This is a genomic window from Fictibacillus nanhaiensis (assembly GCF_023715445.1).
Lineage (GTDB): Bacteria > Bacillota > Bacilli > Bacillales > Fictibacillaceae > Fictibacillus > Fictibacillus nanhaiensis_D.
On sequence record NZ_JAMBOD010000004.1, the window covers coordinates 122,328 to 134,598 of the forward strand.

13 protein-coding genes and 1 pseudogene are annotated in these 12,271 nt (G+C 38.8%); 8 read left to right on the forward strand and 6 right to left on the reverse strand.

What is annotated here, in order from left to right; genetic code table 11:
• The first annotated feature begins 18 nt into the window (after positions 1-18).
• The gene (locus tag M3196_RS12810) at positions 19-621 is read left to right on the forward strand and encodes a DUF402 domain-containing protein (protein ID WP_251322715.1); all 603 of its coding nucleotides are present in this window, start codon (positions 19-21) and stop codon (positions 619-621) included.
• A gap of 48 nt (positions 622-669) precedes the next feature.
• Here the strand turns inward: M3196_RS12810 and M3196_RS12815 are convergent, their stop codons facing one another.
• Together M3196_RS12815 and M3196_RS12820 are read right to left on the reverse strand one after the other, a co-directional pair.
• Positions 670-903, reverse strand: coding sequence for a hypothetical protein (locus M3196_RS12815; protein WP_251322716.1), 234 nt, complete (start codon positions 901-903; stop codon positions 670-672).
• A 116-nt stretch (positions 904-1,019) separates the two neighbouring features.
• A complete protein-coding gene (locus tag M3196_RS12820) occupies positions 1,020-1,595 on the reverse strand; it encodes a cysteine hydrolase family protein (RefSeq protein ID WP_251322717.1) in 576 nt (191 codons plus the stop codon).
• A gap of 144 nt (positions 1,596-1,739) precedes the next feature.
• On the opposite strand from M3196_RS12820, the gene M3196_RS12825 reads away from it, so the two are divergent.
• The gene (locus M3196_RS12825; RefSeq protein ID WP_251322718.1) at positions 1,740-2,375 is read left to right on the forward strand and encodes a LysE family transporter; all 636 of its coding nucleotides are present in this window, start codon (positions 1,740-1,742) and stop codon (positions 2,373-2,375) included.
• A gap of 34 nt (positions 2,376-2,409) precedes the next feature.
• Here M3196_RS12825 and M3196_RS12830 read toward each other — a convergent pair whose 3' ends face one another.
• Positions 2,410-3,138, reverse strand: a complete 729-nt coding sequence (locus M3196_RS12830; protein ID WP_251322719.1) for a TraR/DksA C4-type zinc finger protein — start codon at positions 3,136-3,138, stop codon at positions 2,410-2,412.
• Positions 3,139-3,462: 324 nt separating this feature from the next.
• On the opposite strand from M3196_RS12830, the gene M3196_RS12835 reads away from it, so the two are divergent.
• Positions 3,463-4,959, forward strand: a complete 1,497-nt coding sequence (locus tag M3196_RS12835) for an HD-GYP domain-containing protein (RefSeq protein ID WP_251322720.1) — start codon at positions 3,463-3,465, stop codon at positions 4,957-4,959.
• 16 nt (positions 4,960-4,975) lie between these two features.
• Complete coding sequence (locus tag M3196_RS12840; RefSeq protein ID WP_251322721.1) at positions 4,976-5,533, forward strand: GNAT family N-acetyltransferase; 558 nt, start codon at positions 4,976-4,978, stop codon at positions 5,531-5,533.
• A gap of 13 nt (positions 5,534-5,546) precedes the next feature.
• On the opposite strand, the gene M3196_RS12845 is transcribed toward M3196_RS12840, so the two are convergent.
• A complete protein-coding gene (locus tag M3196_RS12845; RefSeq protein ID WP_251322722.1) occupies positions 5,547-5,696 on the reverse strand; it encodes a hypothetical protein in 150 nt (49 codons plus the stop codon).
• Positions 5,697-5,799: 103 nt separating this feature from the next.
• Here M3196_RS12845 and M3196_RS12850 point away from each other — a divergent pair, with 103 nt between their 5' ends.
• Positions 5,800-6,162, forward strand: a complete 363-nt coding sequence (locus M3196_RS12850) for a hypothetical protein (RefSeq protein WP_251322723.1) — start codon at positions 5,800-5,802, stop codon at positions 6,160-6,162.
• Positions 6,163-6,200: 38 nt separating this feature from the next.
• Here M3196_RS12850 and M3196_RS12855 read toward each other — a convergent pair whose 3' ends face one another.
• Positions 6,201-6,629, reverse strand: a complete 429-nt coding sequence (locus M3196_RS12855) for a hypothetical protein (RefSeq protein WP_251322724.1) — start codon at positions 6,627-6,629, stop codon at positions 6,201-6,203.
• A gap of 197 nt (positions 6,630-6,826) precedes the next feature.
• On the opposite strand from M3196_RS12855, the pseudogene M3196_RS12860 reads away from it, so the two are divergent.
• Positions 6,827-7,370: pseudogene (locus tag M3196_RS12860) on the forward strand (site-2 protease family protein); the annotation flags it as partial.
• 1,095 nt (positions 7,371-8,465) lie between these two features.
• Complete coding sequence (locus M3196_RS12865; RefSeq protein WP_251322725.1) at positions 8,466-9,491, forward strand: NlpC/P60 family protein; 1,026 nt, start codon at positions 8,466-8,468, stop codon at positions 9,489-9,491.
• A gap of 53 nt (positions 9,492-9,544) precedes the next feature.
• Here M3196_RS12865 and M3196_RS12870 read toward each other — a convergent pair whose 3' ends face one another.
• Entirely contained in the window at positions 9,545-11,224 is a 1,680-nt protein-coding gene (locus tag M3196_RS12870) for a DMT family transporter (protein ID WP_251322726.1), read from the reverse strand.
• A 606-nt stretch (positions 11,225-11,830) separates the two neighbouring features.
• On the opposite strand from M3196_RS12870, the gene M3196_RS12875 reads away from it, so the two are divergent.
• Positions 11,831-12,265: a PH domain-containing protein gene (locus M3196_RS12875; protein ID WP_251322727.1), complete on the forward strand. Its 435-nt coding sequence runs from the start codon at positions 11,831-11,833 to the stop codon at positions 12,263-12,265.
• The last annotated feature ends 6 nt before the right edge of the window (positions 12,266-12,271 follow it).

The window sequence follows — 12,271 nt, forward strand, 5'->3', positions numbered from 1 at the left end:
CAAAATCTGGAGGTGCTTATGGAACATAAAACGGCTGATAGACCGAATTGGAAAAGAGTAACAGAACGATCGTTTGAAGTAGTGCATAGAGAAGATGGCTGTTTTAAGGGGAAAGTGACAGCTACTCATCTAAAAAAAGTTTCCTATCCACTTATCGTACAATATAAAAATTACGAACTTTGCATTGCAGATTCTGGATACACATGGCTGCAGCACTTTCCGGAAGGAAAAAACTATACGGTAACAACAGTACTGGATCAAAAGGGAGATGTTGTTCAGTTCTATATCGATATGTGTTTGGAACACGGTGTTAACGATGAGGGTATTCCGTGGTTTTTAGACCTTTATTTAGATATCGTTATACTTCCTGATAAGGGGATTTTTATTTTGGATGACAATGAGTTGATGGAAGCTTTCAACAATGAAAACATTACAGAAAAGGAATTAATACTAGCCCATCAAACTTCAGAAGAAATCATTGATAAGTATAAAAAAGGAAAATTTGAGGAGCTCGAAATATGTGAAAAACATTCGGCAGAATGGCTTCACGAAAAAAAATTCACTAAAAGTAAACGTACTGAAAACAACTCTTCAAGCCAGCCTAAGTTGCACTTCAGCTAACTAGTATTCGGGCAATTAAAAACCAGAGGTTTTCGTCCTCTGGTTTCATTAATTTACGGGTTGATTCTTTTCTAAAAAACGCTGCGCATCTTCTACTTCATCAAGAACTTGCGACCCAATAATCCCTTCTTCTTCATCTAAATAAGTCACTTGAAAATATCCGCCTTCACCTTGTGGGACATATCGCATTCTAACAAGCTCCCGTTGCTGGTCTTCTTCTCTCCAAAACTCCAACTCTTGTTCCGGATCACTCATCAGCTTTTCTATTTGATTTTTCTCCATGTTTGTTAGACACCTCTAAATTATCTGTGATATTGTACATTCATTTTTACCCTAAAATGAAACCTCTAAACCATTAACAGTATCCGACATTTCCTGGGGAATATTGTCTACGTCTGCTATTGAATATAATGGGAAGATCTTACCCATTTCACCAAAACTTCCTCAGTACTCAATATTTCAGCAAATTCATTATTTAAATGTGATAGTGCTGATTCATGTACATCCTGAGCTGAGAATATCCTTCCATTGTAGGACACCGTTCTAAAAGCTGCTGTAGCATCATGAACTAATGAAACGCCAAAACCATAGTTAGCTGCCATCCTTACTGTGGTAGATACACAATGATTGGTCGTCAGCCCCGCTATAATAAGCTGCTGAATCCCATTCTTGTCCAGTTCTTCCTTTAACGACGTTCCAATAAACGCACTATTCACACTCTTTATAAAAAGCGGTTCATTCTCTTTCGGTTCGAAGCCTGTTTTCAGTTGATAACCTAACTTCGTTGGATGAAGTGGTGCATTTTTATTCTCAGATTGGTGCTGAACATGAAAAATCGGTAATTTTGAATTTCTAAAAGCATCGATCAACGTAAGCATATTCACTTCTGCATTGGGATTGTTTCGCTCTCCCCAAAAATCGACATCATCAAAACCTTTTTGAACATCAATGATAAGCAAACATGCTTTTTTCACGGAAACGGCTCCTTTGTACAGATGATAGTTAGACCTTTATGTAATTCTTCGTTGAATTTTTTACATTTCCTGCCGTAATATTCTTTTTCAAGCATTCATAATCTGTACAAATGATAGACAAGCCCTATAATCAGGAGGAGTACCTTGGGTGACATTTGGGTAATATGCATTCATTTTATGATGCTCGGTATAAGTTTAGCGGTTCCGGTGGGTCCGATTAAACTTGAAATGATAAAAAGAGGGTTAACTGGCGGTTTCTGGTCCTCCTGGCTTGTTGGGCTTGGAGCAGTAAGTGCAGATTTTATTTTTATGTTTACTATTTTTTTAGGTCTTTCCCCCTTCCTTCAAAATAATATGGTTCAGATCGGCATGCTTATTGCCGGGACAATCATTTTGTCGTATTTAGGAACTTCTACGTTAATCGATTCATTTTCGAAAAAAAATATACTTTTATTAAATGAAAACAAACTTCGTCAACATCCCTTTTGGACAGGTTTTATACTTGCATTGATGAATCCTTTTAATTTTGTATTCTGGTTTGGTGTTTATGGAGGCACGCTACAAAGTATTCCTCCTCAATTTAGCAGGTGGATCACAGCTGGTTTAAGTTTGTTTATTATTGCTGGCATTATTTTATGGAATATAAACATTGCGTTTACCGTTCACTACTTTCGCACACTTATCAATGAAAAAGTGATTAGATGGATGACAGGTTTAGCAGGGGCAGGTCTGCTGGGGTTTGCTTGTCATTTGTTTTTAAAGCTTTTAAAAAACATATAAAAACAGTCCGTGCTTCAAGAACACGGACTGTTTTTTACTTATCATATTTATCTCGGTCTAACTGTCTTTCTTCCTCTCGATCCAGTTCTTCTTCATACTCTTCGTGTTTACGGTTTTGTACAACGTTTACTTCTGTCCCTGTAATATCCGTTGTTACAAACCCCTCATAGTTTTCTACATAACCGTCATCGTCATCGGAGTCCTCATACATCTCATTATAATCTTGTTTTTCATGATCAGTAAAATCCGATGGTGTTTCACTTGTTCCGTATCTAGCTACTGTTTGCCAAGTGTCTTCCGCGTCATAGAAAGTTGCATCATTATTATCGTTGCTTCTCCTAGAATAATCTGGGCCAGAGACAGCTTCCTCAACTGGCCTGTCATCTGAAGAATGCTGACCAGGACTGTGTTCTTTACAATAAAGCGTAGAGGGTATCGCCTCCAACCGTTCTTTAGGAATGTCAACTCCGCATGTTTTACAAACGCCGTATTTTCCTCTTTCAATGCTGTTTAGTGCGGCATCGATATCTTCTAGCTCTTTTTCATGAAGGTCGTTTAATGCAATATCTTTTTCTTTTTCAAACAACTCAGTTGCTAAGTCACCGGGATGGTTATCATAATTTGATAATTCTCCCACTGATTCTTTCGGAAATTCATTATCGCTTCCAAAAGAGTCGTTCCTTTCTCTCATTTCTTTTATTTCATTTTTACGAGAAGTTAAGATTTGTTTAAAATGATCCATTTCTTGTGTAGATAATGACATTTTTCAAGCTCCCTTCCTACATCCTTATACCATTTCATACCCTATTTCCGAAGAATATATCCATCCCGTGTATTTTGTACATTTCCCACCCATGCTATACTTTAAAGAATTCTCCTGATCCCCTTTACTTACTTCATTTATTTAAAAAATACACGATAATCATCATACAACCTTTATTCCTTTAATCCCTTGAATAGTTAAAATGGACTAAAAGATGCGAATAAAATGTAAAAAAGTGTAGAAAAATAGCTTTTTTTCCAAGTTTTTGTAAGGTATGCTATTAGTATCTTTTTAAAAGTAACAGTAAGAATGGCGGGTGGGACTTTGACGATTTACGATCAATTTGAAAGACGTTTATTAAAGAACTATGTGATAGGATCAACTGCTGCAGTTTTAGGAGTTGGCGGCGTCTTTCTATTTACTACACTCCGTTTTTCTGCGCAAGAATTCCTTGTACTTTTCGGTATACTTGTGTCATCTTGCTTAATTATGTTTTCATTAGAATATCTGTTTTTTCGTATGCATACATCCGTTTTTAGAACATATTTCAGCAAGAAGCATCCATCATTGCAGATGGCTGAAAAAGCATACTTTCATGCTCATCATTTTCCGATCAGAACGGTTAAACGGATCCTGGGACCACATCTTTTAGGACTTTCGATCCCCGCAGTTTGTTTAACCGCTGCTGCTATCTACTTTAACTATTTATCGTTGCCTTATTACTACATATATCTTGCCTCACTTGGGGCGATTTTAGTTGCTGGCATGCATGCAATTATTGAGTTCTTTTTAACGACAAAAGCTGTTCAGCCAGTATTAAAGAATATTCAGGAACGGACATTGAGGGATCACGGTGTTATCCTGTCCCTTGCAACATCAAGACATATTTCGATCCAGAGAAAAATTCAGTGGAGCACACTTTTCATTGGTACTTTTCCGCTTTTATTGTTCGCACTTGCCAATCAGGTTCGACTATATCAAATCTCTGCACCAATTAATGATTCTTATTGGAGCTGGGCATTTTTTGTACTGTTAATCGGCATTTCTTTTGCTATATTTGGTGCATATCTTCTGTTCAAAGATATACAGCAGCCTATGAATGAACTTCAAGCGGGCATGTATGAAGTCCGGACAGGGAATTCAAATGCAAAAGTAGATGATCTTTATTCAGATGAATTTTCAAAGCTCATCAAAGGCTTTAATCATATGGCACGGGCTATCCAGTCGCGTGAACATGAAAACAAACAGCTGCTCGAAAGTTTTTTTGCGACCATGGCTGCTACATTAGACGCGAGAGATCCCTATACAGCAGGGCATAGTTTACGTGTTGCCGATTATGCGATGAAAATCGGGCAGATGGCCGGTCTTCCGTTTCAGCAGCTGCTCCAACTGAGAAAAGCTGCACTTCTGCATGATATAGGTAAGATCGGCATACCAGATATTGTTCTTTTAAAAGAAGAACAGCTTACTCCCGAGGAATTTGAGCAGATTAAAAAACATCCAGTTATCGGTGCTGACATCCTTGCACAAGTTCAGCCTTATGAAGCGATGAAACCCCTCCTTCCTGGTGTGCGTTATCACCATGAACGATATGATGGCAAAGGATATCCTGAACAGCTCTCAGGTGATGAGATTCCGATCTTCGGCAGAATCATCGCCGTAGCCGATGCTTATGATGCTATGACATCCGACAGACCGTATCGAAAAGGGATGACCCATGAAAAAGCATTAGGTATTTTAGAAAGCGGAAAAGGCACACAGTGGGATCCCTACTTAACAAAGCTGTTTATAGATGAGATGAAGCTTAAATCTATATCTTAAAAATGGAGGTGCTTTTTTGAACACTTACAATACTTTTCCTGTTATTGATACCGAACGGCTGAAACTTCGTCCAGTCCTTCAATCAGATATCGCAGAAATTTTCTCCACCTTTTCAGATGCCGATGCACTGAAATATTATGGGATGGAACCATTAAAATCTGAAGAAGATGCTTTTTCACTTATTGAAGCTTTTGAAAAAGGTTTTAAATCTGGGAGTGCGATCCGCTGGGGAATTACATTAAAGGAAGAAAACAAGCTGGTTGGTACATGCGGTTTTCATAACTGGAGCAAGTCAGATCAACGAACAGAACTTGGATACGAACTGAACCGAAGCTATTGGCATAAAGGATATATGAACGAAGCATTGCGCGCAATCCTTCATTATGGATTTAATGGACTTGAATTTAATAGGATTGCTGCAACGATCAGACCAGAAAATTCGTCTTCTCGTGTACTGGTAGAGAAGCTGGGCTTTACACAAGAAGCGCTTTTAAAAGAGTATCAAAAAGCAGAAAATGAATTTTTTGATATGTATGTTTATTCTTTATTAAAAAGAAATGCAGATCTATATTAAAAAGAAGCTGTCATCATGATAGCTTCTTTTCTTCTTCTTTAATCGTTTTCACTTTCTTATTTACATACTTCACACAAAAGATAACAAAGATGGTCATGATAACAAGAACTGCAGTCATCACATACAACGCGATGATGGGTCCGTTAAAGATTAACAACTCCAAATCATCACACTCCTCTTAACATAATTCCTTTGTAAAGACGCTGTATCCTTCATGTTTCGAAAACTCTTTCAGGAGGAATGGAAAGAAAAAGGAGGTTTTAAATATGGAACAAAAAGAAATATTCTTTGTAACCGCTAAAGGGGAAATTCAGCCGATTCCGGCAGATGATCATATTCACTATTTTGAAATTCAAGCTTCATACGATGAAAAAAAGCAGCTAGAGCACCTTTTTTATGAGATGAAAGCCAACAGCAAACAAGAAGGCCTAGACATTTTTTCACCTAAAAGACACTTCGAAGAATCGCATGCGGATTATCATCGCGGTAAAGACAGCAAACTCGTATACGAATTGTTCCGAAGCCTCTATTTACTCGGAACGGAAAAAACAAAGCGTGAAATTGAAGAGATGAATGTACTTCCAGAGCTTTATGAAGATAGTCATGAAAGAATCGAAAAAGTAAAATAGCACCGGAGAAATTCTCCGGTGCTTTCTTTAATCTCTTTTTACTCCCACTCAATACTTCCATCCTCTTTTACCCAGAACCGGATAACGCCAAGGTCATCTAGAGCTTGCTTCATGTTGTCTGCCAGTTTCCTTAATCGAGGGGTATCCGGGTTCGCCATCACCAGCGTCTTCGCCGGACTTTTTTCGTAGTTTCTAAGCAGTTTTACAAGCTGGCAGCCGAGATGTTGCTCCAGCTGGCTTCCTGTAAATACAATGTCTTTTGCATGATGTTCAACGTGGTTTCCTTGAGCCTCAATAACCAACGTGTGGTATTCGTTCGCAGCTGCAAGATCAATACCGCACAAATCTACAAGATCTCTTGTTTCATAGCCTTCACGTCCCAAGTATTCCTTTACTGCGTGTAGAACTTCGGATTTGCTCAAAACAAAAGGGTCTGCTTGAATCGATTGATCGTTTTGTATAGGCAAACCGATCCCTCCTTCTCATCTTTACAAATCATTCGATATCATTGCATATCAATTGAGGGGTACAAATTTCGTATACCCGCTATTGTATATAAAAAAACGACAGAAAAAGGTATTATCACGAAAAAGAAACTTTCTTTCCACTTCAAACGTATTTCCTTTAAGATAGATGTAAGAATTCATATTTGGGGGATTTATACATGGCTGAAAAAGCACACAAGCAAAACCAATCTAGGGCTTGGACCATCCTAGCTGGTGTTGGTATATTCTTAATGAGCAAATTAAAATGGGTATTTGGCCTATTAAAACTAGGTAAATTCGCAACACTTATTTCCATGTTTATATCACTTGGCGCATACGCGGCTTTTTATGGATGGAAATTTGCAGTAGCCATTGTCTATTTAATATTTGTACACGAAATGGGACATTTGGTCGCCGCTAAACAAAAAGGAATCAAAACTTCTCCTGCCATATTTATACCTTTTATGGGGGCAGCAATCGGAATGAAAGAAATGCCTAAGAACGCCAAGGATGAGGCATATATCGCTTATGCCGGCCCGTTGTTTGGTCTGTTATCGTTCTTACCGGCTGTTTTCTTATATGAAACGACTGGCCAGCCTTATTGGGGTCTCGTTATCTTTTTAGGAGCAATGATCAATTTATTTAATCTATTTCCTGTTTCACCGCTTGATGGAGGACGAATTGTAGGTGTCTTGTCTACAAAAATTTGGTTTATCGGTTTGCTTATCGTCATACCGTATTTATTCATTTCACCTGATCCGATTATCTTCTTAATCTTCCTTTTCGGTATCCTGACGTGGTGGAAACGGGTACGTGAAGACTTTGAACATAAAAAAACAGAACTTACACTCGAAGCGTTCGAGACAGAACAGCAAAAACTTGCGGATATTCAACAAGGATTGAACGAATATCGAGATATGCCAAACTTCTCGTATATTATCGGAACCTATATCGAAGAGGTACGCATTGCCAGAAACAGAGTTAAAGACAGTGTTCCAACCGGATTCACATTCCCAATATTGCAAGACAAGAAAAAGATTGAAAAACATCAAATAAGTGTAGAGCTGGAAATGCTTAATAACCGCGAACGCTTTTTAAAAACACTTCAAGATGAATATGATAAAAACTGCAGAAACAGAGAAAAAATAATAGAAGCATATCAAGAATCTGACCCTGAAGGAATTGCAACGCTTCCTCAGTTTCCTGATTTCAATATTGCTGCTTATTTCGAAGCGTATGAAAAAAGTTTACTAGCTGAAAAAGCAGAAACAGAAAAGGCTTATGCTCAGCAGAAAAATTATTACGTTTCAAACTTAAAAACAAAGATTGTTGTACTGATCTTATATCTTCTCCTTGCCGGTGTGTTATCTGCATTTGTTGTTTACGGAAACCACCTGATGGAAGTGAATCGTTTATTAATCAGTTAAAGGGCTGACTCAAAGGAAATATTCTTTTGAGTCAGTTTTTTTCATAATTAGATGCTCTTTAGTTCACAGTTTTACGGTACGTGTTCTCATATTTATTATCCTTTCACGCCATTTAATGTAGGTTGTCACCCCAAGTTCTATGAGTTTCACACCGAACACCTTTTGTTTCAACCATGTTCCTACATTTTCACATTTTCACCCAATCACCCTACTGTTTCATACCATGGCTTTTTATCCTTCTTTTGACCTGCAAATCCCCTTAATTAGTTCATTAGGTTGAGGGTATGATCCCTCCAGAAAAGGATATTTGGCTTATCTTTAAACTTTCCAAAAGGAAAACCTTAGCAAAGACACGAATGGTGAACAAAAAGAAAAAAAGGAGCGACAAAAAATGCGAAAACTAATGAAAATCCTTTTTTCGCTTGCGATGTTACTTGGCTTATTCACAAACACCGCTTCTGCTGAAAAAGGAACAACAGACTCCAATGTTGTAGGGACAGATTTGTATGTTGATGTAGCTGCAGCTACCCTATGGGTAGGGCCAGATGCTGCAAGAGAAGATATTGATGCACCTTCTCTCTCAAATCCCGTTGATCTCAGAAGCTGGACAACCAGTATGTCTTATGAAGAAAAACTTTGGCTTGTTGGAGAGCTTGAGACACAAGCTCTTTACGGACAAAAGGTACGAGTCTTAGAGCAGCAAGGAGAATGGGTGAAGGTGGCAGTCTACGGACAACCTACCCCAAGGAACTCGCTCGGTTATCCGGGATGGATGCCATTAGCGCAGCTGACAACTTCCGACCGTTTCGAGAGTGCTGAAGGTAAGCCTTTTGCTCTCATCACGAGTCCGACTGCATGGCTGTCTAAAGCACCATTCGGCCATAAACAAGACCTAGAGTTAAGTTATAATACAAAACTTCCTGTTGTAAAAGAATTTCCCCATACCATTGCCGTCTTAACACCAGAAGGCAAAGTACGCTGGCTGGATGCGAAGGATGCGAAGATTTATACAAGTGAAAGTGATATTCCTGTTCCAACGGGTGAGCAGCTTGTAGAGGAAGCGAAAAAGTTCCTCGGCCTTCCTTACCTTTGGGCAGGAGCGGCAGGTTTTGGCTTTGACTGTTCCGGATTTACACATACCGTTCACAAAGCTAACGGTATTACGATTCCAAGAGACTCCGGTCCCCAATCCAAAGAAGGTTTGATAGTAGATAAAGATCAGCTTCAACCAGGAGATCTGATGTTCTTTGCTTATGATGAAGGAAAGGGACGAGTGCATCATGTTGCTATGTACGCTGGAAATGGTATGATGATCCATTCGCCGAATACAGCATCTACAGTTCGTATGGACCCCATCTCAACTCCTGCATACGCAGTTGAGTTCTCTGGCGCAAGACGTTATGTGCCAGCTCAATAATAGGAATGAAAAAAGCAGCAGCATTTCCAACGCGAAATGCTCTGCTTTTTGTTTTACTCCAGACCTTTAATTTTCATTTCGGTTACAGGAAGGAACGCTTCTCCTGTATTTTGATAAGTCACTTCCACTTGATCTCCTTCTTTTAAGTAGATCGCGAGCGGATTATTTTCAGAGGAAGCCATATAGTTCTGACGATCGTCTAACAGAAATGACACGATGGTAACGTCTCCTGTTTTTTCTTTATAGACCCGAAGCACCGTTCCTTCTACTTGTTCCTCTTCAGCATTGGAACTTCCGTCAACAGAACCTCCTCCACGCTGCAAGGCTGTCTTGTATAATTTCAGTGCACTATTTGGCGAGTTTCCAAAAGCTGAAATCTCAGGATTTGCTGCAGATACAATAAAATAATTCTGAAGGAATCCATTTGAATCAAGTACAGGTGTCAGCCAGCTTGCTTCTCCGTAGAAGTTATAAAGAACTGGCATTTCACCGTCCCATTTCTTTTCGATGAACTTCTTCTGAATAATCTGCAGTGCACCTTGAGAGTCCATATAAGATTCCTCTAGATTAACAGTATAGTAGGTGGCCTTGCCGGTTCTCGCATTCGTCAGCGAGTAGCCCAGCATAGAATCGACTCCCTCTTTCGGACTCGTGAAATCTGTAAAATAGTACATATCTCCGTTTTCATCAAAGATCGGACTTACGTTAGCTTCTGTCCCTTCATCAGATGGCAGTTTTACATCTTTCTTGCCAAACAAGCTGTTCAAGAACCCGTGAACATAGTTTCCAAAATAACTGTTTTGCAGACTTACCGTCTCTGGTGAAACTGCACCGTCAATAAAGGATGGCACGTCTTTCAATCTGTAGTCTTTCGTCTGCCCGTTCTTAGGATCGACGACAACACTTCCTCTTACTTCAAATCCGTTTCGTGCAGAGATAAACTCCCCATATGAACATACGTAAAAAGGTTTTCCGTTATCATCGATCTCCAGCTGGGGATCACCATAAAAGATGTATTCAGGATATTTCGATCGCATGTGACGTTCCATGTTTTTATTAAAATAAGACGATGGTGTATAAGACATATCCGTTTTTATAAACTTCGGGTTCGCTGAACTATCAGTTGCACTAAGCGTAAAGTAACCTGGTGTCACATCGCCGTTCCACCATTTAAAGAAGCCAGAAAACTCTACAGGTGCAATATACACGTATTCTCCTTTAATTTTTTGGATCTGAAGATTTCCAAGTTCATAGTAGCTTGTGTTCGGCACCTGCCCAAATGACTTTCTCATCTTGTTACGGGCAAATTTCGGCGGTACACTCGCAGGTGTTTCTTTCTCATCAAAAGTATCAATCTCAGTCTTTTCCTCCATTTTTGCCGTCTGATATTTTTCATCAGCATTGAATAAGCCTGCCGTAAAAAAATAAAACCCGATAAGAATGCTTAGTGTGAAAAGCAAAGATTTAATCAGCCGTTCTTTCCCAGTTGCAAAAAACGCACCTATTGCAGTGATAATGATTGCGAGAATCCAAACAGAAGAAAAATTGCGGTCAAGATTTGTAACATAATAGAAGACGAACACAATAGGAACCGTACAAATGATTGTACCTATAATAGCGCCTTTGAAATTGTATTTTGTTTCTTTTTTTGACGGCTTTGACATCGGTGATATCGGAAGGATCACAAGCGATGCTGCCAGCCCCACCACAATTGAAAATAAAAAGATATTCATATACTGTCCCCTTTTTAGTGTACTTCTTTACCCTATTAATCAATACGGATGAATATGAAAAAAGTTACACAGAAGGGAAAGGATTGAAAAAAGAAGAGCTTAAAATGACTTAAGCTCTTCATCTGAATCAAGGTGGCTCGTATTATTTAAAAAATGAACGACTTTACCTGTGTCTCGTTTGAGTCTGCTAGAATCTTAAAAAGAATGGTTTCAATCCTCATTCGAAATTCTCTAATTCTCCGTGTCAAGATTAATAAGATCTCCATTTCGCATCCACCATTATTTTTATCCTGCAAGCCTCACCTATTTTACCGTATAATGGAAACGATGGGTACTATAGATTGGACGCGAAAAGATGAAGCATCGTTTAATAGGTTTCTTTTTATTAGTTGTTATCTTATATCCTGTTTTCCCATGGCTTGTCCGTTCTTATCTCCTACACGATTACCATTTTGCGGTCTTTTTTATTCTAAATAGCATTGTATTCTTGTTCGTTATTTATTTTTTTCAGGTACGCGTATAAAAAGAAAAACACAATTATCATCACGCTTTGTATGTTCTTAGCTCTTCATCTAATGATTACATCAATCAATCTTATTGCTGGAGGTGTTAGCCATTAAATTCACATCGAAAAGAGATTTTTGGCTGGGATTGGTACTTTGGGGCAGTATTGGTTATGGTATTTTTATCAGTTTTTCTGCCATAACCGCAGAGAAAGCGAGTTTAGGAGAGTCGATTCTAACCATTTTATTGAACGTTGTAATCATTCTTTTCATCAGCTGGCTATGGTTTTCCACCTATTATGTTTTAGACGAAAACGAACTAATCATTCGCTGCGGACCGATTCGTAAACGAATTCCTTACCGGGTGATCACTTCTGCACACAAAACATGGAATCCATTATCGAGCCTGGCACTATCACTCAAACGTATCCACATCACGTATCAATTCGGAATGGCACTAATTTCGCCTAAAGACCGGAATCAATTCTTAACATTGTTAAAAGAAAAATGCCCTCATGCCAGCATAAAAATCGATTAGGAGCTG